This is a genomic window from Paenibacillus arenilitoris (assembly GCF_014705655.1).
Lineage (GTDB): Bacteria > Bacillota > Bacilli > Paenibacillales > Paenibacillaceae > Pristimantibacillus > Pristimantibacillus arenilitoris.
Window position 1 is genome coordinate 34,224 of sequence record NZ_JACXIY010000030.1, and the last position, 22,044, is coordinate 56,267.

The following is a 22,044-nucleotide window of genomic DNA, read 5'->3' on the forward strand; positions in this document are numbered from 1 at the left end:
TGGTTAGTACCTCCGTTTTTTCTCTTTCAATTCCGCCAGGAACAAGATGTAATGGTCGTATCGGCTTTGCTCCAGCTTGCCGGCTTCCAGCGCCGCGAGGACGGCGCAGCCCGGCTCATGCACATGCGTGCAGCCCCTGAACTTGCAGTCGGGCGAGAGCTCGCGCATTTCGACGAATCCGTATGCCAAGTCCTCGATGCCCAGCTCCGCGAAGTCAAGCTGGCTGAAGCCCGGCGTGTCCGCCACCAGCCCGCCGCCGATCTCGATCAGCTCGACGTGCCGGGTCGTATGCTTGCCCCGTCCGAGCCGGTTGCTGATTTCGTTCGTTTCGAGCGTAAGGCCCGGCACGATCGCGTTGAGCAGCGAGGACTTGCCTACGCCGGACTGGCCCGCGAATACGGCCAGATGGCCGGCCAGCCTTTCCTGCAGCGGTTCGATCCCTTCGCCGAGGCGGGAGCTCGTCCCGTACACCTCGTATCCGAGAGGCCGATATATACGAGTAACGGAGGCGGCCGCAGCCTGCGCCTCCTCCGTCTCCATCCCTTCCTTCTCCAAATCCCGCTTGCTGAGGCAGAGCACCGCCGGAATGCCGGCGTGCTCGATATGGACGAGAAACTTATCGAGAAGCTGCAGGTTAAGCGCCGGCTCCGTCACCGAGAAGACGAGGATCGCCAGATCGATGTTCGCGACCGGCGGACGGATCAGCTCCGAGGAGCGGGGCAAAATCTCCTCGACCGTTCCTTCCCCGTTCTCCGTCAGACTGAACGTCACCTCGTCGCCGACGAGCGGAGAGATGCCTCTTTTCTTGAAGATGCCACGGGCGCGGCATTGAATCGTCGCCGCGTCTGGGGCGGCATGCTCGGGCTTCACGTAATAATAGCCGCTCAGCGCCTTGACGATCGTCCCTCTGAGCTTTTCGGCGCCGCTGCTACTGCTGCTGCTGCTGTTCTTCGTCTGTTTCCTCATCGCTATCGTCAACCTCCGCTTGTGTCTGTTCCCCGTCAGGCGGCGCGTCATCCCCCGGTATGGTCACGGTGGATGAGTCCGAGCCTTGCGCAAGCTCATCGTAAGTTATGGTTTTTCGATCGATGAACTGGTTGTCGCGGTATACGACGACGCTTGCCTCCGATTCCGGCGCGACGACCACCGTTACGGGGAAGGTTTGCGTGCCTGTAATTTGCCTTTTGCCCCACTCGATATCGTCTCCGCGCGCATCCGTATAGACGATCCGGACCTCGCTCGTTTTGCCTGCTTCCGCGGGAGAGATGACGATATTGAACTGATGCTCCTTCGCGTCGGCCGGCGGCCCCGAGCTGACCCGGAGCGAGATTTTCGCCCCTTTGGCCACTTTATCGTTCGGATTGTAAGGATCCTGGCTAATGACGAAATCCTTCTGATGCAGGTAGCTTGGTTCGTACAAAATATCGGCGTCCTCGAGCACGAGCTCGTTGGCTTTGATCAAATCCTTCGCCTCGGTGAGGCTCGTGCCGATCAGGTTCGGCATCGGAACCGTTTCCCGCCCTTTGCTGACCATGAACGTGATCTCGAACGATTCCGGGTTGAATTCCTCGCCCCCGTTCGGCGTCTGCTGCAGAATCGTGTCCGGCTCCTTCTCGCTGAATACCGGATCGACGGTAATTTGCTTCTCCGTTATGCCGAGGGCGCCAAGCTCGTCGATCGCCGATTGCAGCGTCTTCCCGACGTAATCCTTCAGCTCCTCCAGCTCCGGGCCGTCGCTGACCGTCAGCTCGATGAGCGAGCCTTCCTTCACCCGCATGTTCGACTTCGTCTGGCTGATAACCTGATCCTTCGGGATTTCCTTGTTATGCTCGCGGGTGACCGGATCCTGTACCTTAAGCCCGGCCGCCTCGATCATCTGTCGAGCTTCGGCCTCCGGCTTGCCGACGACGGAAGGCACTTCCACCTCGGCGACGTCAAGCTTGCCCAGCAGCCAGATGAAGCCCCAAATAATAAGAGCCAGCAACACAAGCGTAACGCCGACGACGGTCAGCGGCTTCTTCCAGCCGCCATTCGCGCGCGGCTTCGGACCGTCTTCCTCCTCCTCGGCCGCCGCGCCGGATACGACGGCCTGCTCGGCGCGTTCCGGAACGGGAGAAGTCTCCTGCCGGACATCGCCCCGGATAGCCGGCATGACGCGTGTCTCTTCCATGTCGTTAACGGCGTTAAACGTAATTTTCGGTTCGTTTATCCGATCCGGTCGAAGGCAGCCGTCCAAATCCGCCTGCATTTCGTGGGCGGAATGGTAGCGCTCGTTCATGTTTTTGCGCATCGCCTTAAGAATGATGTTCTCTACGCTTTGCGGAATATGAGGATTCACGACGCGAGGCTCCTCGAAGTTTTCCTGCAAATGCTTGAGCGCGACGCTGATCGGGCTCTCGCCGAGAAACGGCAGCTTCCCCGTGAGCATCTGGTAAAGGACGATGCCGAGCGAATACAAATCCGACTTTTCCCCGGTATTGATCCCCTTGGCGTGCTCCGGCGAGAAATAATGGACCGAGCCGATAACCGAGCCGGTTTGCGTAATCGTAGACGAGGTTACCGCGCGGGCGATGCCGAAATCGGTTACCTTGACGCGCCCGTTCTTGCCGATCAGAATGTTATGCGGCTTAATGTCGCGATGGATAATATGATTTTGGTGCGCGTGGTCCAGCGCGTCGGCGATTTGCATGGCTATGCGAACCGCTTCGTCGGCCTGGAGCGGCGCGCGCTCCTGTATGATTTCATTTAAATTATGGCCTTCAACGTACTCCATCACGATATAATGCGTATCGTCCTCTTGTCCTACGTCGTAGATGCTGACGACGTTCGGATGAGACAGCGCGGCCGCCGACTGCGCTTCCCGGCGAAAGCGGCGGATAAATTCCTCGTCGTTGACGAATTGCTGACGCAGCACCTTGACCGCGACGTTCCGGTTAAGCAGCACGTCATGCGCTTTGTAGACAAGCGCCATTCCCCCGCCGCCGATTCGCGTCAGTATTTCGTAGCGTCCGCCCAAATCGTGTCCGATCATATCCGTCACACCTCCCGATCCGTGCCGGCCGCCTCTTCCTGCAGGAGCACGACCGTAATATTGTCGTCCCCGCCGGCATCCAGGGCTAGCTGAATAAGATGATCGGCCTTCGCTTCCGGCTCCAGCGTCTCCGATGCGACCGTCTCCAGCATCTGCTGTTCGGTGACCATATTGGACAGGCCGTCGCTGCACAGCAGCAGCACGTCCCGCGGCGACCAGTCGACCGACAGGACGTCCACGTCGACATGCGCGTCCGTCCCGACGGCGCGGGTAATGACGTTGCGCCGCGGGTGGTGGGCCGCTTCCTCCGCGCTGAGCTGCCCGGACTTGAACAGTTCGTTCACAAGCGTATGATCGTCGGTCAGCTGCGTAATGACGCCCTCCGCGATTTTATAAGCCCGGCTGTCGCCGACATGCCCGATGATGGCATTGTCCTGCTTCACCAACGCGGCCACGATCGTCGTGCCCATATTATGGTAGAGCTCGTTGCGAGAAGCGAGCTCGTACACGGCTTCGTTCGCCTGCGAAATCGCCTGCCGGATAAGCATCTTGCCCTCCTGCAGCGACAAGTCCGCCTTCGCCGCGCTCTGCTCCAGCATGCTGCGGAAAGCGTCCACCGCCATGCGGCTGGCCACGTCGCCCGCTTGATGGCCGCCCATGCCGTCCGCGACGATGGCGAGCGTCACCCCGTTGTCAAGCTGGCCGATCCAAGATTGGTCTTCGTTGACGTGACGCCCCAATCCGATATCCGTTCGGTTTGCCGTTATCAATCCGTCATCACCTCGCCGTGGACTCCATATGTTTCGCCCTCAATTGACCGCAGGCCGCCGCGATGTCGTGCCCTTGCTCCCTGCGGATGGTCACGCTGATTTTGCCCCGCTCCAGCACCCGCTGGAATTCGAAAATATCCTCGCGCGGCGTACGCACGTAATTGCGCTCCGGCACGTGATTGACCGGAATGAGATTGACGTGGCAAAGCATGCCCTGCAGCACCTCCGCCAGCTCCTGCGCGTGCTCAGGACGGTCGTTCACGCCTCCGATCAAGGCGTATTCGAACGTGATTCGGCGTCCCGTCTTCGCGATGTAATGGCGGCAAGCCGCCATGACGTCCTCGAACGGGAACCGGCGGTTGACCGGCATCAGCTTCGAGCGGAGCGCGTCGTTCGGCGCGTGGATCGACAGCGCCAGGTTGATTTGCGTATTCTCGTCCGCGAATTTGTACATGCTCGGAACGATGCCGCTTGTCGATACGGTAATATGGCGCTGGCCGATGTTCAGCCCCTTCTCGTGAATCATCAGGCGAAGGAAGGTCATCGTCGCGTCGTAGTTCTCGAACGGCTCGCCGGAGCCCATAATGACGATGCTCGATACGCGCTCGCCCGTCGCGTCCAGCATTTGCTGCGCGGTAACGACCTGGGCGACGATCTCGCCCGCCGTCAAATTCCGCTTCAGCCCGCCGAGCGTCGACGCGCAAAACGTGCAGCCGATCCGGCAGCCGACCTGCGTCGTTACGCAGATGCTGTTGCCGTAATTGTGGCGCATAATGACGGTTTCGATCGCGTGCGAGTCGTGGAGGCCGAACAAAAACTTGACCGTGCCGTCCTTGGATTCGAATCTCGTAATCTCGTTCAGCGTCAGGATGGAATAATGCTCATCCAGCTTCTCGCGGAGCGATTTCGGCAGGTTGGACATATCCTCGAAGCTCTTCACGCGCTTCACGTAGAGCCAGTCGAACAGCTGCCCGCCGCGGAAGACCGGCTCGCCGTTCTCCTTCATCCACTCTTGGAGCTGCTCGAGCGTATAGTCGTATATACATGGTTTCATTTCATCACACCTGTACCTTAAAGTAAGGCGGCATCTGTCATTCTATGCGCCGCCATCGATTTATTTTACCACAAACGACCATCGCGAGCCATAAGCCCCGCTACCGGCGCCTTACCATGCGGGCGATGTAGAAGCCGTCGCTGCCGAAATGCTGCGGCAGCAGCTGCGCCTGGCCGTCGAAGCACTCGCCTAACGCTCCCGCGCCTTTAAGCTTCTCCACGATTTCCTCCGGCCAATCGGCGCTCAGCTCGAACTCGGGATGCTCGGCCAAAAACCGGGCCACCTGCGCCTCGTTCTCCTCCCGCTCGATCGTGCAGGTGCTGTATACGAGCGTTCCGCCCGTCCGGACGAGGACGCATGCCGCTTCCAGCAGCCGCCGCTGCAACGCCGCGATCTCCGCAACGTCGCCCGCGGTTTTGTTCCATTTGATTTCCGGCTTGCGGCGGATGACGCCGAAGCCCGAGCATGGCGCGTCGAGCAATACGGCGTCCATCGATTCCGGCTTGAATCTCTCGCCTAACGCCGCCGCGTCACCGGTTATCGCCTCGACGTTCCGCAGCCCCAGCCGCTCCGTCTGGGCTGCGATCAGCTCCCTCTTATGCGGATGGACGTCGTTCGCCCACACTTTGCCCTTGCCGCCCATCAGTTCGCCCAGGTGCGTGCTCTTGCCGCCCGGAGCCGCGCAGCAATCGAGCACCTGCATGCCGGACGCCGGCGCCACGACTTCGGCAACGAGCATCGAGCTCTCGTCCTGCATCGACCATAGCCCGTCGCGGAAGCCGTCCGCCTCGGCCAGGTTGCCGCCGCGGCTTACGATAATGCCCGCCGGAGCGACCGCCGACGCCTCGGCGTCGCAGCCGGCCAAGCGCAATCGCTCAAGCAGCGCTTCCCGGCCAAGCCTCAGCGCGTTCGTCCGGATGCTCGCCTTCGGCGGCTCGTTGCCGGCCTCGCATATCGCCTCGGCCGTCTCCGCCCCGTACGCTTCCGCCCATCGTCTCACCAGCCACTCGGGATAAGAGTGCCTGAGCGCGATTTGAACGATCGGATCCTCGTGCGAGATGGCCGGAATGCTAAGACCGGCCCGCTCCCGGTTCACGCTGCGCAGCACGCCGTTCACCATGCCGGCAATGCCCGCGTGGCCCCGTTTCTTCGCGATCGTTACCGCCTCGTTCACGGCCGCGTGCGGCGGGATCCGGTCCAGGAACAGCAGCTGGTAAGCGCTTAGGCGCAGCAGCTGGAGCACCCACGGCTCTAGCTTATGTAATCCTTTCGAGACGAACCGGCCAAGCCAATGGTCCAGCGTCGCCTGCCGCTGGATCGTGCCGTATACGAGCTCGGTTGCGAGTCCCGCGTCGGCCCGCTGAAGTCCCGCTTCCTGAAGCGCGCGATTCAGCTGCAGGTTGCTGTAGGCGCCCGTCTCCGCCACCTTCGTCAGCGTATCCATCGCCAGCTCGCGCGGCGACTTCGATTTGCCAGGCGCCTGCTGCCGCATCTGGCCGACACGGCCTCCCGGCTTCGCGCCGCCGCGCGGCCGCTTCGGACCGCCAGCCGTCATACGGCACCTCCGTTGCCCAGCACCGTACCCGCTTCAAGCCGCGCGCCTTTGAGCCATTCGGCCGCGTTCATCGCCTTCTTGCCCGCCGGCTGGATCTCCTTCAGCACGAGGACGCCCTCGCCGGTCTGCACCCGAATGCCGTCGCCGCCCGCGGCGAGCACGGTACCCGGCGCCTTCGGCGCGGCCGAACCTTCGGCGGGTACGCAGGACCATACTTTGAACACTTCGCCGTTCAGGTAAGTGAACGCGCCGGCCATCGGCGACAAGCCGCGCACTTGGTTGAAGATCGCCCGCGCGGATCGGTCCCAATCAATCTTTTCGTCGTCGCGCGTCAAATTCGGTGCGTAGGTCGCGAGTTCGTTCGGCTGGGGCACCGCCTTCGCCTCGCCCGCGATGAGGGCGGGCAGCGTGCGGCCGAGCAGCTCCGCGCCGGCGGCGCTCAGCTTGTCGAACATCGTGCCCGCCGTATCCTCATCGGTGATCGGAACCTCGACCGCGCTGATCATATCGCCCGTATCAAGCCCCTCCGCCATGTACATGATCGTGACGCCGGTCACGTCTTCGCCGTTCATGATCGAACGCTGGATCGGGGCGCCGCCGCGGTATCTCGGCAGCAGGGAGCCGTGAACGTTAATGCAGCCGAGGCGAGGCAGATCCAGCACCGCCTTCGGCAATATTTGCCCGTAAGCGGCCGTTACGATCAAATCCGGCCGCAGCTCGGCGAGCGCGGCGACCGCGTCAGCGCTTCGCATGCGCTCGGGTTGGAGCACGGGCAGCCCAAGCGACAACGCCGCTTCCTTTACAGGCGGCGGCGTCAACGTTTTTTTGCGGCCCTTCGGCCGGTCCGGCTGCGTCACGACAGCGACAACATTGTAATTTTGCTCGATGAGAAGGTTGAGAGAGGGAACGGCAAATGCCGGCGTTCCCATAAATACGATACGCATGAAGCTATTCGCCGCCTTTTCTCGGTCTTTCCGTAATGTCGTACACGTTCTCCGCCAGATCGGTGAACAGAATGCCGTTCAAATGATCGACCTCGTGCTGGAACGCGCGCGCGAGAAAACCGCTCGCCTCGACCGTGAAAAACTGTCCGGAACTGTCTTGGCCCTTCACGACGATGCGGTCGGCGCGCAGCACGTCGCCGTTCAGGTTCGGGATGCTCAGGCAGCCCTCCGGACCGAGCTGTTCGCCCTCCTGCTCCACGATGACCGGATTGACCATTTCGATCAAGCCTCGCTCGTCGCCGACGTCGACGACGATGACGCGCTTCGAAATGCCGATCTGAGGGGCGGCGAGCCCGACGCCGTCGGCATCGTACATCGTTTCGGCCATATCCTTCAGCAGCTTTTGCAAATTGGCATTGAATTTGGTGACTTCCTTCGCCACTTCCCGCAATACCGGATCGGGGTCTTTCACGATTAGTCGGATACTCATTGTATTCCCATCCTTTGCCTGCATTAAAATCGTAATGACATTTATAGTATGACTTGCGGATCCACGTCGACGCTGAACTGCACCTGCCGCTGGGGCGGGCCGTCCGCGAACGGCTCGAGCGCCTTGCGGACGAGCGCAGACGCATCGAGGTTTCCACGATATTTTATCACACATTGAAAACGGTAGCGATCTTTCATTCTTGCGATCGGCGAAGCGACGGGCCCGAGCACCTCCATCGCCCGGCCGAAGCCGCTGCCGAGCGGAAGCAGGACGCCTTCGTGCTCGGCGAGCTCCCGCAGCCCGGCCGAGAACCGCTCGCTCACCGTCGAGAGAAGCGGCAGCTGCTCGTGCGACATCGTGACGAGGATCAGCCGGCAATACGGCGGGTAGCCCATGGCGCCTCGGTGGCGCAGCTCCTCGGCTACGAACGAGGCATAATCGTGCTTCTTGGCGGTCACGATCGCATAGTGCTCCGGCGCGTAGGTCTGAACGACGACTTCGCCGGGCAAATGATGTCTGCCCGCCCGCCCCGCGACTTGCGTAAGCAGCTGGAACGTCCGCTCGGCGGCCCGGAAATCGGGCAGGTTGAGCGAGGTGTCCGCCGCGATGACGCCTACTAACGTAACATATGGAAAATCAAGCCCTTTTGCTACCATCTGCGTGCCGAGCAGCACGTCCGCCTTGCGGTCGCCGAACTGCTTCAGCAGCTTCTCGTGCGCGTTCTTCTCCGTCGTCGTGTCCACGTCCATCCGGATGACCCGGATGCCGGGGAATAGCTTCGCGAGCTCCTCCTCGACCCGCTGCGTGCCGGTGCCGAAATAGCGGATATGCTCGCTCTGGCAGGAAGGGCAAGCGGCGGGCGCCTGCTCGGCATGTCCGCAGTAATGGCAGCGGAGCGCCCTCGACTTCTGATGATAGGTCAGCGAAATATCGCAATGCGGACACGTTGCCGTATAGCCGCAGGAGCGGCACATGACGAAGGTCGAATAACCGCGCCGGTTGAGCAGCAGCACCGACTGCTCGCCCCGCTCCAGCCGCTCGGCCAGCGAGCGATGCAGCAGTCTGCTGAACATCGAGCGGTTCCCGTCCTTCAGCTCCTCGCGCATGTCGACGACCGTGACGGGCGGCATCGGCCTGCCGCCTACCCGGTCCGGCATCGGCAGCAGCGCCGGCTCGCGGCTCTGCTCGCTGGCCGGCGCTGGACGGCTCGCCGCGGCATACGTTTCGAGCGAAGGCGTAGCCGATCCGAGCACGACCGCCGCGCCATGCTGCTTCGCCCGGCGGACGGCGACGTCGCGCGCATGATATTTCGGGCTTTCCTCCTGCTTGTAGGACGACTCGTGCTCTTCGTCGATGATGATCAGCCCGATTCGCTCGAACGGCGCGAATATGGCCGAGCGGGCGCCGATCGCCACCTGCACCTGCCGATCCCGGATTTTGCGCCACTCGTCGTAGCGCTCGCCGCTCGACAGCCTGCTGTGCAGGACGGCGACCGCGTCGCCGAAGCGCCCCTTGAATCGCTCGACCATTTGCGGGGTAAGAGAGATTTCAGGCACGAGCACGATCGCCTGCTTCCCGCGCTCCAAGCAATATTGGATCGATTGCAAATACACTTCCGTCTTGCCGCTCCCGGTAACGCCGTGCAGCAGCATCGTCTGCGGCTCGCCCGCGCCGATCGCCCGCGCGATGCGGGCGTACACCTCCCGCTGCCCCTCCGTGAGGGGCAGCGGCTCCGTTCGCTCGAAAGCCCGATCGGCATACGGATCGCGACGCTGTTCCACTTCGCGGAGATCGAGCAGACCCTTCTCCGCGAGAGACCGCACGCTGGGCGCGGAGCTTCCCGTCGCCGCGATCAACTCCTGCAGCGGCAGCGGGCCGCCGTGCTCCAGCATGAAGCCCAGCACCTCGCGCTGCTTCGCCGCCCGCGCCGGCAGCTTCGCGAGCGCCTCCCGCGCCGCCGACTCGTCCTCCGGCACGAACACGGTCAGCACCTTGCGGATGGCGAGTCTGTCGCGGATCGACGTCCGCTCCGCGAGCACGCCGTCCCGAAGCGCCGCCTTCACCGCCCTCGCGTGCTCCGGGTACTTGCTTAGCAGCGTCTCCAGCTTGACGAATTTCCCGCTCGTCCCGATCCATTCAGCCAGCTCCGGGGGAAGCGCCAGCACGGCCGCCTGGTCGTCCTGTATGCCGACGAGCCGCTCGGCTTTCCCCTTGAGCGCGGTCGGGATCATCGCCTGAAGCGCGGTCGTCCACGAGCAGCAATACTTTTCGCTCAGCCACTTCGCCAGCTCGATCAGGTCGGGCAGGAGCGGCGGCACCGGATCAAGCAGCTCCGAGAGTGGCTTCAGCCTCCTCCGATCGATGTCCGCCTCGTCCGTCAACCGGGTGACGAAGCCTTGCAGCACCCGACTGCCGAAAGGCACCCCGACGCGGCTGCCCACCTCGATCCATTCCTCCATCGAGGAGGGCACTTCATAATCAAACGGCCGATCCGTCTGGCGGCTCGGCACGTCCACAATGACTTTGGCGATCATACTCCGCTCCCCCCGAATTGCGGGAGCCGCTCCGCGACAAGCTCCAGCAAGCGGGAGGCCGTCTCGCGCTTGGACAATAGGGGCATCGCTTCGATCAGCCCTTCCTCGCCGTAAACCGAAACGATGTTCGTATCTCCGTTAAAGCCCGCTCCGTCCGCGCTGACGTCATTGGCGACGATAAGGTCGCAATGTTTCCGCCGCAGCTTGTCCATCGCGTACCGCTCGATCTGCTCCGTCTCGGCCGCAAAGCCGACCAGGAACTGATGCTTCTTCCGCTTCCCGAGCGTCTCCAGTATGTCCGTCGTCCGCTCGAGAGCAAGCGTAAGCCGCTCCCCGTCCTTCTTCAGCTTCGTGCCGCTTATGCTGGCCGCCCGGTAATCCGCGACGGCCGCGGCTTTGACGACGATATCCATCTCGTCATACAGCTCCGTTACCGCCTCCAGCATCTGCTGCGCGGATTCGACCTTTACGAGCGCCACGCCGGACGGCGGCGCCGCCGTCGTCCGGCCGGCGACCACCGTCACCTCGGCGCCCATCAGGCGCGCCGCTTCGGCGATGGCAAAGCCCATCTTCCCGGAGGAATCGTTCGTGATGTATCTTACCGGATCCAGCCTCTCCATCGTGCCGCCCGCGGTTACGAGCACGCGCCTGCCGCGCAGCCGCCCGCTTACTGCGAACCACGCTTCGACCGCGGCAACGATCTCTTCGGGCTCGGCGAGCCTGCCCTTGGCGACGTAGCCGCAGGCGAGCTGGCCCGTGCCGGGCTCGACGAACATCGCGCCGCGCGAAGCGAGCAGCTCGATGTTGCGGACGACGGCCGGATGCTCATACATATGTACGTTCATGGCGGGCGCGATCAGAATCGGACAAGTTGCCGCCAGCAGCGTCGTGCTGAGCATATCGTCCGCATGGCCGCCCGCCAGCTTCGCCAGCACGTTCGCCGTAGCCGGCGCGACGACGATCAAATCCGCGTGATCCGCCAAATCGATATGCGAGACGACCGACGGATCGCGCTCGTCGAACGTATCGACGTATACCGGATTGCGCGACAACGTTTGCAACGTCAGCGGCGTGATGAATTTGGTTGCCGATTCCGTCATGATCACGTTCACTTTCGCGCCCGCCTGCGTCAGCTTGCTGCAAAGCGCGGCGCCCTTGTAGGCCGCGATCCCGCCCGTAATGCCGAGTATGATCGATTTCCCTTTTAGCATGCCTTATCTCCCATCGCCTATCAATCTTATCCTATATGCTTAAGTGCCGGCTTTCGGTCACCAGTCCTTCCGCTCCCGCAAGCTCGCGATCTGCGCGACGTGATGCTTGCCGTGCCATGCGACGAATCCTAGAAAATAAGCGAGGCCGATCTGGCTTCCCTTCTCCGGGTGATAGAACATTTTATCGAAATCGGACGCCTGCATCGAACGCAGCAGCAGCGTCCAGCGCGCGTAAATGCCTTCGATGATGGCAACGCTTAGTTCCGTCGAAGCGTGCAGACTGTCCGCCGTCTCCGCCCAGCGCTCTTCATTGAAGGGCTTGATCGTCGGATTAGACTCCGTGAGCGCAAGCTTGAAGCGCGAATAGCAGTTCATCGCCGCATCCGCGATATGATGCACGACCTGCCTGACGGTCCAGCCGCCGCTGCGGTACGGCGTATCGAGCTGCTCTTCGTCGAGTCCCGCCAATGCGGCCTTCAGCTGGGCGGGGAGATTCTCGACGTCGGCGATCCACAGCTCCCTCTGCTTGACGGTCATCCCTTCATACGAGTATCTGCCAATCGGATAACGCAATTTGTCCATTCCGTTCCCTCCTGTTCTGGATCACGCAAGCTTCGTACGCTCCCTTAATCATACCATACGGGCCTTCAAAATCTAACTGTCCCTCCTCATTGCGCGCTAATAAATTGGAACACGCCGAGACCGATGAACATAACGACGAAGACGACGATAAAGCCGATCGCAAAGTTCACCCATCCCGGCCTCCGCCGGTTCGCCCCCGTGCTCAAATCGTCCACCTGCGCCTGCAGCTTGCGCAGCGACTCTTGCATGTCCTTGATTTCTTCCTCGCTTGCCACGTCCGGATCCCTCCCGCTTGTTCGTTCGTGCGTGCGGCTTCCTCTCCATCCCCGAAGCCTACAGGCGTTTATCGATAATATGCTTGCTGTCCTGAATTTCTTTCCTAAGCAGCCTGACTTCCTCCACAAGCGCTTTCATCTGCTTCGTCGCCTCTGACGAATCGATGGCGCCCCTTATGACGAGCGATAGGAGCAGCAACGAAATGACGATCCCGAGTATCGCGAACACAAACAAAATCGGATCCACTCGATCCCTCCTTCCGCGGACGAATGCGGCGCGGCCTTCACCGCGCAATTTCGACCGGATGATTCAATAGTTTAACAAATCGTCCCCGATTTTTGTAGCCGCTCAAGGCGCGACTTCGGCCAACTTAACAAAAAAAAGACTGCGCGGCCGTTGCCGGCCTGCAATCCTTCTTCCCCTGCATGTATGAAAAAAAATGCTACTCCTCTTTCGAAGCGACCTTCTCGACCTGCAGCATGTCGCCGTAAATTTCTTCAAGCGCAACGCCTACGAATTTACGAGAGCGCGGATTGCGAAGCTCGGATTTGTCTCCGTTGCGAAGCATGCGCGCGCGTCTCGAAGCCGCGACGACCAGCGTATATTTACTGTCGACCTTCTTTACCATCTCGTCAATGGACGGATATAACATCGTACATTCTCCTCACTCAAGCTTTCTCGATTGCGGCCACCATGCCCGTTACGTAGGGGATGAACCGCTCCCTGCGGCAGTGCTCGGCAATAATGATGCTGCGGATGCGGTCGCAGGCGGCATCGATCTCGTCGTTCAGCACCGCGTAATCGTAATGGCGGAGCAGGTTCATCTCCTCCACGGCGACCGTCATCCGGTTATTGATCGTATCGAGCGATTCCGTGCCCCGTCCCGTAATGCGCTGCTTCAGCTCGTCGAGCGAAGGGGGAAGCAGGAAAACGAAGATGCCTTCCGGAAACTTCTGCTTCACCTTCAAAGCGCCTTGGACCTCGATCTCCAGAATGACGTCCTTGCCGCTCGCGAGAGTCCGTTCGACGAACTCGCGCGGCGTGCCGTAATAATTGCCGACGTATTCGGCATGCTCCAATAAGGCGTCATGCTTGATCATGTCCTGAAACTGCTCTTTGGACTTAAAAAAATAATTGACGCCTTCCACTTCGCCTTGGCGCGGCTGCCTGGTCGTCGCCGAGACCGAATAAACCAGGTCCGGCATCTTGCCGCGAAGCACCGAGCAGACCGTTCCCTTACCGACCCCGGAAGGACCGGATAATACGATTAACAATCCCTTATCCATAATACTCCCCGTACTATTCGTCGTTATCGTCGTCCTTCGTGGACAACCGGTGCGCCACCGTCTCCGGCTGCACCGCTGATAGAATGACATGATCGCTGTCCGTAATGATCACGGCGCGCGTGCGGCGGCCGTATGTCGCGTCGATCAGCATATGTCTGTCGCGCGCCTCTTGAATAATCCGCTTGATCGGAGCCGATTCCGGGCTTACGATTGAAATAATGCGATTTGCAGATACAATATTACCGAATCCGATATTAATGAGTTTAATAGCCAAGCCTGGTTCCTCCTCCGCCTGCGGCCTTCTGTGCGATAGACCGGTCTGTTTGCGTCCGGCTCTGCTTAACTGCCAAATACAGACAGAACTACTGCACTATTGTTGACATAAACAACAAGGAGCATACGTCATACGCGGACGCCCTGCCCCGGCAGCGGCCTATACCTCTAGGACGGCCTGTCCCGCGCAGGTCGCATTCCGCATGGCAACTGTATCCACGATTCATTTTAATTGATTTTTTGCAAACGAACAAGCGAAAAACGCGAAAACGAGCAAAAAATGCTGATTTCCTATGAAAATCCGCCTTATTCGGCTGCTATGCGCCTCGCCTTTTGCCACACGTAATTCGTTAGCTGCACGCCCATGTCGTAGAACATAAACGGCGTGATCAAATAAATGCCGTTAAAATGCGGCATCGCGGCATCGAGCAGCTCCTTGGCGATCTGAACGCCCTCTGCGCGTCCCGCCTCACCTTCAAGTCCCGCCATCCGGCGGCGCACCTCGTCGGAGAGCTGAATGCCCGGCACTTCGTTATGCAAATACTCGGCATTGCGTCCGCTCGCCAGCGGCATAATGCCGATAAACATCGGCACGGACAAATGCTTCGTCGCCTCCGCGACGCGCTCGATGAGCGCCGGGTCGTACACCGGCTGCGTCATAATGTAGTCCGCTCCCGACTTGATTTTCCTCTCGAGGCGCTGCACGGCTTTGTCCAAATGCTTGACGTTCGGGTTAAACGCGGCGCCGACGACGAACTTCGCCTTCTGCTTCAGCGGCTTGCCCGAGAATGCCGTTCCGTCGTTCAGCTGCTTGATCATGCGGATCATCTCGAACGAGGTCAAATCGTACACCGAGCTGGAATCCGGCAAATCGCCGAAGCGGGCCGGATCTCCCGTCACGGCCAGCACATGGTCGATATCCAGCGCGTCGAGCCCCATCATGTGCGACTGCGTTCCGATCAGGTTCCGGTCGCGGCAAGCGATATGGACGAGCGGCCGAATGCCGACCTTCTCCTGCAAGAGCGCGGCAAGCGCAATATTGCTCATCCGGGTAACGGCGAGCGAGTTGTCGGCCATCGTGACCGCGTCCGCCTTTGCCGCCTTGAGCGCGGCCGCGCCGTCCATGAACTTCCGGATGTCGAGGTCGCGCGGCGGATCGAGCTCGACGATGACGGTATGCCTCTGCTGCACCAGTTCGACGATCGAAGGCTCCCGAACCGCCTGCCGCTGCGGCAGCGGCGATTCCTGAGCGGGCTTCGCCTGTCTGGTCACTTGAACCGAAATGATCTCCCCCTGATGGGTGATCTTGGCCGTTTGCCCGAGCTGCGGTACGTATCCGTCCAGCGCCTTGGCCATCGCCGCGACATGCTCCGGGGTCGTGCCGCAGCAGCCGCCGATCAGCCGGGCGCCGCGGTCGGCGAAGCGCCGCGCCGATTCGGCGAAATATTCCGGGCCCGCGGAGTAGGCGTACTTGCCGTCTACATAGTCCGGTATCCCGGCATTCGGGTAGACGGAAAGCGGGAGCCCGACGGGCCCGGCGATCGAGTCGATCGCGCGAAGGATGCCGTTCGGACCGCTGCGGCAGTTGAAGCCGACGACGTCCGCCCCTTCCTCCTGCAAGCGGTCGAACGCTTCCTTAAGGCCGTTCCCGTCCTGCGTCCGGCCGACGTCCTCCACGGCGAACTGGCAAATGACCGGGAGGTCGGATTCGGCGCGGGCGATCCGGAGCGCCAGCAGCATTTCGTCCAGGTCGTAGAACGTTTCGAGCAGCAGCCCGTCCACGCCTTCGTCCAGCAGCGCGTGCATCTGACTCTTGTACGCTTCGATAACCTTCGCCGTCCGCAAATTTCTCCGTTTGCCGTCCCGGATGGAGCCGACCGCGCCTACGACGTAGGCGTCGGCGCCCACCGCCGAGCGCGCGGCGCGGACGCCGGCTCGGTTGATCGCGTCCATCTCCCCTTCCAGGCCGTACTTCGAGAGCTTCTCCGCGTTGGCGGAGAACGTGTTCGTCTCGATGACGCGGGCTCCCGCCTCGTAGTAGCTGCGATGAATGCCCTCGATCACGCCGGGGCGGATCGTATTGAATTCCTCGTAAGAAACGCCGACAGGGAACCCCATCTGGTACAGATAGGTTCCCATCGCGCCGTCCCCGGTCAAGATACGCTGTCCAAGCGCTTCCCTCAAATCCGGTTTCATGTTATTCATACCACCCATCATCCGTCGTTCTTACAAGGTGCCGCGGAAGGATACCGCGGCCGGACCCGTCATGTATACGTGATTGTCCGCCTCGTTCCACTCGATGAGCAAATCGCCGCCTTTGAGCGATACGGTGGCGGCCCGCTCCGTAGCGCCGTTCAGCACGGACGCGACCACGGTTGCGCAAGCGCCCGTGCCGCATGCGAGCGTCGGGCCGGCTCCGCGCTCCCATACGCGCATATCGGCCTGCGTGCGGGAATTCACGGTGACGAACTCCACGTTTATTTTACGGGGAAAGAGCGGATGCGTTTCGAGCTTCGGTCCCCATGCGTTCAAATCGAAGCCCACGGCGTCGTCGACGTAGATGACGCAGTGCGGGTTGCCCATAGATACGGCGGTAAAACGGAACTCGCGGCCGTCCACCTCGATCGGATGCCCGATGACGCGCTCGGCGTCGATCGTCGTCGGCACCTGCAGCCCGTTCAGGATCGGCTCGCCCATGTCGACGCGAACCGTGGCGACCTTGCCGTCCGCGACGGTCAATTGCACCTTCTGCGCGCCGGCGCCGAGCGTTTCGATCGTAATTTCTTCTTTATCGGTCAACCCGTTGTCGTAGACGTATTTCGCGACGCAGCGGATCGCGTTGCCGCACTGCTCCGCCTCGGAGCCGTCGGAATTGATGATGCGCATGCGGAAATCCGCGATTTCCGAAGGCAAAATGTAAACCAACCCGTCGGCGCCGATTCCGAAATAGCGGTTGCACAGCTCGACGGCCAGCTCCGCGACGTTGTCCGGCAGCTGACGCTCGTCGGCGATTACGATGAAGTCGTTGCCTAGGCCGTTCATTTTCGTAAAGTTCATAGGAATGCTCTCTCCTTGCCCTATCAATCGGTATATGATTAGGTATGATTTTTCCTATTAGCATACCGTAAAGCAAGGAGAAACGCTATTCATAATTTGTATCATCATTTGCATTATCCCGTTATCTCGCGGCGGATTGCGAGCTGAGCGGCCACTTCGTTTTCGGATTTTTTTTCTTGGTCGAGCCGAGCACGCTGCCGATGCCCATGACGAAGGTCGGAATGCCCGCGGCCACGAAGACGAGGCACCATTCCCTGAATCCGATCGGAACGGTTTTGAAGATCGGCTGCAGCGCTTCGATGTATAGCACGCCGAGCATCAGAAGCAGCGACGACACGACGGCAAGCACCAAATATTTGTTCTGCAGCGGGTTCCGATGGAAGATCGAGCGCGAGCTCCTGCAGTCGAATACGTGGATGAGCTGGGCCATGACGAGCGTCGCGAACGCGACCGTCTGCGCCTCCATCAGCTGCGAGGCGCTTCCCGGCGCCTGACGGAGCGTTATCCAGAACGCGCCGAGCGTACATACGCCGATCAAGATGCCGCGGCTGATGATTTTCCAGCCGAGCCTGCGCGAGAAGATGCTCTCCTTCGCCGAGCGGGGCTTTTGCTGCATCAGGTCCTTCTCCGCCTGATCCACGCCGAGCGCCATCGCCGGCAAGCCGTCGGTGACCAGGTTCACCCATAGAATTTGAATCGGGACGAGCGGCAGCGGCAGTCCGGCCATCATCGCGAGGAACATGACCAAAATCTCGCCGACGTTCGAAGCAAGCAAATAGCGGATGAACTTGCGTATATTTTCGTAGATGCCCCGGCCTTCCTCGATCGCCGCCACGATCGTCGAGAAATTGTCGTCGCTCAGCACGAGCGCCGAAGCTTCCTTCGACACGTCCGTGCCCGTAATGCCCATGGCGATGCCGATGTCGGCCGCCTTGATCGCCGGCGCGTCGTTCACCCCGTCGCCGGTCATCGCCACGACATGCCCTTGGCGCTGCAGCGCCTTGACGATCCGCAGCTTATGCTCAGGCGACACGCGGGCATAGACGTAAATGTTGTCCACGAGGCGGTCAAGCTGCTCGTCGCTCATCGCCTCCAGCTGCTTGCCGCTCATCGCAATGCCCCCGCGCGGCATAATGCCGAGCTGCGAGGCGATCGCCTCGGCCGTCAGCTGGTGGTCACCCGTAATCATGACCGTCTTGATGCCGGCACGGCGGCATGTCGCGATCGCTTCCTTCACCTCGCGGCGCGGCGGGTCGATCATGCCGGTCAAGCCGACGAACACGAGCTGGCATTCGGCGTCGCTCTCCGTCTCGCAAGTCTCGCTAGCGCGAAGATCGCGATAGGCGAACCCGAGCACGCGCAGCGCGGACTGCGCCATCGCCTCCGCCGCCTCCGCGCATTTGCGCTTAAGCGTGGCGGTGAAAGGCACGACCTTGCCGTCCCAGAGGACGTACGTGCAATGCTCCATCAGCATGTCCGGCGCGCCCTTCGTGCAGACAAGCCTGCCGCCCTGATGCGCGACGACGACCGACATCCGCTTCCGCTCCGAATCGAACGGAAACTCCTTCTCGCGCTTGTAGAGCGGCTCGAGCGACTTGGCGGACGAGCCGAGCTTGGCCGCCAGCACGGCGAGCGCCCCTTCCGTCGGGTCCCCCTTGAGCTGCCATTCCTCCTGCGGTTCCTTGCTCTTCCTCTTCTTCGGCTCTTCCGCATCCAGCTTGACGAGCTGTGCGTTGTTGCACAAGGCGCTTATTTGCAGCAGCCGTTTGATCGACTGATCGTGCTTGACGTCGAGCGTCTTGCCGTCCTCGAACATCGAACCGGTCGGCTCGTAACCCTCCCCGCTGACTTCGAGCCGCCGCCCGCCGATCCATGCGTGGGTAACGGTCATTTTGTTCTGCGTCAGCGTGCCGGTTTTGTCCGAGCAGATGACCGACGCGCAGCCGAGCGTCTCGACGGACGGCAGCTTCCTCACGATCGCCTTCCGCTTGATCATCCGCTGCACGCCGAGCGCGAGCGCGATCGTGACGATGGCCGGCAGCCCTTCCGGAATGGCGGCTACCGCCAGGCTGACGCCGGCCAGGAACATGCCGTAAGCCGGCTGGCCGTGCAAAATGCCCGCCACGACGACCAATACCGTCAAGGCGACCGCGACGACGATCAATATTTTGCCCAGCTGCTCCAGCCGGTGCTGAAGCGGCGTTTCCATCGATTCCGTCTGCTCGATGAGGCCGGCGATTTTGCCCATCTCGGTATCCATGCCCGTCCGGATGACGACGCCTTTGGCCGTTCCCCTCGTAACCATCGTGCCCATGAAGCCGGTATTGCGCTGATCGCCGAGCGGCAGGTCGGGTTCCGAAATGACCGCGGCGTGCTTGCCCACCGGAACCGACTCGCCGGTAAGCGCCGACTCCTCGACGTAGCAGCTGTTCGCTTCAAGCAGCCGCACGTCGGCGGGGATGCGGTCGCCGCTCTCGAGATGGACGATGTCGCCCTTCACCAGCTCCTTCGCCGGAATCGTCGCCAGCTCGCCGCCCCGCATCACCTTCGCCGACGGCGCGGACAGTTCCTTGAGCGCGCGCAGCGACCGCTCCGCGCGGAATTCCTGGGCGAAGCCGAGCGCCGCGTTCAGGACGATGATCGCGACGATCGTGATCGCGTCCAAGTATTCGCCGAGCAGGCCGGAGATTAAGGTCGCCCCCATCAAGACGAGCACCATAAAATCTTTGAATTGATTCAAGAACAGCATGATCGGCGAAACGCGCTTGCCCTCCGACAGCTCGTTCCTCCCGTGCTCCGCGAGCCGCTTCGCCGCTTCGGACGCCGTCAGCCCCTGATCCGGGGAGCTGGCTAACGCTTCGACCAACTCGGACTTCCCCATTTGGTGCCATTTCACTTGTTCCATGGTATAACTCCCTCCCGTGATATGCAGAGCCAAGCGACAACGGCGCAGGCCCTTCGGACAGCCCTTCTGTGGTAAATGTATTCGGACAGCCCGTAAAATATCCCAACAAGGGCTTAAGTTTTTGTCCCAACTATGGCATGATAGAAGCAGACTGTTTGAGAAGGAAGGAACGATACAACATGGCACTCGACGGCATCGTGACCCATGCGATCGCGCAAGATTTGCAGCGCTGCGTAGGGGCGCGTATCCATAAAATCCACCAGCCGACCGAGCACGAGCTCGTGCTCGGCATCCGCGGCGCGGGCATGCAGGGCAGGCTGCTGCTGTCCGCGAACCCGACTTATCCGCGCGTCCATTGGACGACCGCTAGCTACGTCAATCCTCTGGAAGCGCCGATGTTCTGCATGCTGCTCCGGAAATACTGCGAGGGAGGCGTCATCGAATCCGTTAAGCAAATCGGACGCGAGCGCATCCTTCATATTGAAGTCAAGCACCGCGACGAGCTCGGCGACCTGTCGAACAAAACGATCGTCGTCGAAATTATGGGCCGCCACAGCAACATTATTTTGATGGACCCCGCGACCGGCTTGATCCATGACGGCATCCACCACGTCACGCCCGCGATCAGCAGCTACCGGATCGTCATGCCCGGCAGCACTTACACGGCTCCGCCCGAACAAGGCAAATCCGACCCGCTCTCGCTGCTGACCGAGCGGCAGTTTGCGGACGCACTCGGAACTTCGGACGAAGCGGCGCCGCCGCATAAGCGGCTCGTCGACTCGCTCAGCGGCTTCAGCCCGCTGCTTGCCAAGGAGCTCGTGTTTCGGGCGAAGGCAGGAGGCGAGACCGCGGGTATCGCCGATTTGTGGAACGTATTCGCCGGCTTTGCGGAGGAAGTGAGGGAAGGACGGTTCGCGCCGGCGATCGTGATCGAGGAGCATAGCGGCAAAGCTTACTTCTCGATTACGAAGCTGACGCATATCGAGGGGGAAAGGACCGAATATCCTGATGTGAGCGCTTGCCTCGAAGCGTTCTACGGCGACAAAGCCGAGCGGGATACGGTGAAGCAGCGCGCGGCAGACCTGATCCGGTTCGTCCAGAACGAGAAGGCGAAGAACATCGCGAAGATCGGCAAGCTCGAGGACACGCTCGCCGGCGCGAAGGACGCTGAGAAATACCGGGTGCTCGGCGAGCTGCTTACCGCCTACATGCATCAGATCGACCGCGGCGACGGCTCGGTAACGCTGGTGAACTTTTATGACGAGGAGCAGGCGGAGGTGACGATCGAGCTTGACCCTCAGCTTTCGCCGTCCGACAACGCCCAGCGATATTTCCGCCGCTATACGAAGCATAAGAACAGCCTGTCCGTCGTGGCCGAGCAGATGGAGATCGCGCGCGCGGAAATTCAATATTTCGAGGCGCTGCTTCAGCAGCTGGACAACGCCTCGCTCGCCGATATCGGCGAAATCCGCGACGAGCTTGTCGAGCAGGGCTACATGAAGGATCGCGCGCGGCGCGGACCGAAGAAGAAAAAATCGCTACGTCCGGCCCTTCTGTGCTATACGTCCTCCGAAGGCGCAGCCGTGTACGTCGGCAAGAACAACACGCAAAACGAATATTTGACGAACCGCCTCGCGGCGCCTTCCGATACTTGGCTGCATACGAAGGATATTCCGGGATCGCATGTCGTCATCCGGGGAAGCGACTTCGGCAACGCGACGCTCGAGGAAGCGGCCATGCTCGCGGCGCATTACAGCCAGGCGCGGGAGTCCAGCTCCGTGCCCGTCGATTACACGACGATCCGCCATGTCCGCAAGCCAAGCGGGGCTAAGCCCGGCTTCGTCATCTACGACAATCAGAAGACGCTATTCGTCACGCCGGACGACCAGCGCATTAAATCGCTTGCCTATGTAACCAAGGCGTAAGGAAAGCCTCACGAAAGCAAAGTCTGCCGGCTCGGCGGCAAATCGTAAAAATGGCGGTGCCAGTACTATCTGGACCGCTGTTTAAACAATAGATCGGTCCAAATAAATAGAGCTGTCCCGTCGGTCGCTTCAAGACCGATTAAGACAACTC

Annotated in this window: 19 protein-coding genes; 1 reads left to right on the plus strand and 18 read right to left on the minus strand. The window is 61.1% G+C overall.

The annotated features are described in order from the left end of the window. Positions 1-3: 3 nt before the first annotated feature. From rsgA to IDH41_RS23010, 18 genes are all read right to left on the minus strand, one after another. The gene (rsgA, locus tag IDH41_RS22925; protein ID WP_190865243.1) at positions 4-966 is read right to left on the minus strand and encodes a ribosome small subunit-dependent GTPase A; all 963 of its coding nucleotides are present in this window, start codon (positions 964-966) and stop codon (positions 4-6) included. Then, a complete protein-coding gene (pknB, locus tag IDH41_RS22930; RefSeq protein WP_190865244.1) occupies positions 929-3,031 on the minus strand; it encodes a Stk1 family PASTA domain-containing Ser/Thr kinase in 2,103 nt (700 codons plus the stop codon). Before pknB ends, rsgA begins: the two co-directional genes overlap by 38 nt. Positions 3,032-3,036: 5 nt before the next feature. After that, complete coding sequence (locus IDH41_RS22935; protein ID WP_190865246.1) at positions 3,037-3,801, minus strand: Stp1/IreP family PP2C-type Ser/Thr phosphatase; 765 nt, start codon at positions 3,799-3,801, stop codon at positions 3,037-3,039. Positions 3,802-3,808: 7 nt separating this feature from the next. Further along, entirely contained in the window at positions 3,809-4,855 is a 1,047-nt protein-coding gene (rlmN, locus tag IDH41_RS22940) for a 23S rRNA (adenine(2503)-C(2))-methyltransferase RlmN (protein ID WP_190865248.1), read from the minus strand. A gap of 100 nt (positions 4,856-4,955) precedes the next feature. Continuing rightward, positions 4,956-6,410 (minus strand): 16S rRNA (cytosine(967)-C(5))-methyltransferase RsmB, encoded by a 1,455-nt coding sequence (gene rsmB / locus IDH41_RS22945; RefSeq protein ID WP_190865250.1) that lies wholly within the window; start codon positions 6,408-6,410, stop codon positions 4,956-4,958. After that, the gene (gene fmt, locus IDH41_RS22950) at positions 6,407-7,354 is read right to left on the minus strand and encodes a methionyl-tRNA formyltransferase (RefSeq protein WP_190865251.1); all 948 of its coding nucleotides are present in this window, start codon (positions 7,352-7,354) and stop codon (positions 6,407-6,409) included. The genes rsmB and fmt overlap by 4 nt, the downstream gene beginning before the upstream one ends. Positions 7,355-7,358: 4 nt before the next feature. Continuing rightward, positions 7,359-7,844, minus strand: a complete 486-nt coding sequence (gene def, locus IDH41_RS22955; protein ID WP_190865253.1) for a peptide deformylase — start codon at positions 7,842-7,844, stop codon at positions 7,359-7,361. A 41-nt stretch (positions 7,845-7,885) separates the two neighbouring features. Continuing rightward, a complete protein-coding gene (gene priA / locus IDH41_RS22960) occupies positions 7,886-10,378 on the minus strand; it encodes a primosomal protein N' (protein ID WP_190865255.1) in 2,493 nt (830 codons plus the stop codon). Then, positions 10,375-11,589 (minus strand): bifunctional phosphopantothenoylcysteine decarboxylase/phosphopantothenate--cysteine ligase CoaBC, encoded by a 1,215-nt coding sequence (gene coaBC / locus IDH41_RS22965; RefSeq protein ID WP_190865256.1) that lies wholly within the window; start codon positions 11,587-11,589, stop codon positions 10,375-10,377. Before coaBC ends, priA begins: the two co-directional genes overlap by 4 nt. 57 nt (positions 11,590-11,646) lie before the next feature. Continuing rightward, positions 11,647-12,171: a YfiT family bacillithiol transferase gene (locus IDH41_RS22970; RefSeq protein ID WP_190865258.1), complete on the minus strand. Its 525-nt coding sequence runs from the start codon at positions 12,169-12,171 to the stop codon at positions 11,647-11,649. 86 nt (positions 12,172-12,257) lie between these two features. Beyond that, a complete protein-coding gene (locus tag IDH41_RS22975) occupies positions 12,258-12,446 on the minus strand; it encodes a hypothetical protein (RefSeq protein ID WP_190865259.1) in 189 nt (62 codons plus the stop codon). A 58-nt stretch (positions 12,447-12,504) separates the two neighbouring features. Further along, complete coding sequence (locus IDH41_RS22980) at positions 12,505-12,693, minus strand: hypothetical protein (protein WP_190865261.1); 189 nt, start codon at positions 12,691-12,693, stop codon at positions 12,505-12,507. 196 nt (positions 12,694-12,889) lie between these two features. Beyond that, positions 12,890-13,099 carry a DNA-directed RNA polymerase subunit omega gene (gene rpoZ, locus IDH41_RS22985; protein WP_190865263.1) on the minus strand — a complete coding sequence of 70 codons (210 nt, stop codon included), beginning with the start codon at positions 13,097-13,099 and terminating at the stop codon, positions 12,890-12,892. 16 nt (positions 13,100-13,115) lie between these two features. Continuing rightward, on the minus strand, positions 13,116-13,733 hold the full coding sequence (gene gmk / locus IDH41_RS22990; protein WP_190865264.1) for a guanylate kinase: 618 nt from the start codon (positions 13,731-13,733) through the stop codon (positions 13,116-13,118). Between the two features lie 13 nt (positions 13,734-13,746). Continuing rightward, positions 13,747-14,007, minus strand: a complete 261-nt coding sequence (gene remA, locus IDH41_RS22995; protein WP_005548256.1) for an extracellular matrix/biofilm regulator RemA — start codon at positions 14,005-14,007, stop codon at positions 13,747-13,749. Positions 14,008-14,312: 305 nt separating this feature from the next. Then, positions 14,313-16,202 (minus strand): bifunctional homocysteine S-methyltransferase/methylenetetrahydrofolate reductase, encoded by a 1,890-nt coding sequence (locus tag IDH41_RS23000; RefSeq protein ID WP_190865346.1) that lies wholly within the window; start codon positions 16,200-16,202, stop codon positions 14,313-14,315. 30 nt (positions 16,203-16,232) lie between these two features. Further along, on the minus strand, positions 16,233-17,063 hold the full coding sequence (gene dapF, locus IDH41_RS23005) for a diaminopimelate epimerase (RefSeq protein WP_190865266.1): 831 nt from the start codon (positions 17,061-17,063) through the stop codon (positions 16,233-16,235). Between the two features lie 121 nt (positions 17,064-17,184). Further along, on the minus strand, positions 17,185-19,968 hold the full coding sequence (locus IDH41_RS23010; protein WP_190865268.1) for a calcium-translocating P-type ATPase, SERCA-type: 2,784 nt from the start codon (positions 19,966-19,968) through the stop codon (positions 17,185-17,187). 179 nt (positions 19,969-20,147) lie between these two features. Between IDH41_RS23010 and IDH41_RS23015 the strand changes: the two genes are divergently transcribed. Then, complete coding sequence (locus tag IDH41_RS23015) at positions 20,148-21,893, plus strand: Rqc2 family fibronectin-binding protein (protein ID WP_190865348.1); 1,746 nt, start codon at positions 20,148-20,150, stop codon at positions 21,891-21,893. Positions 21,894-22,044: the final 151 nt, after the last annotated feature.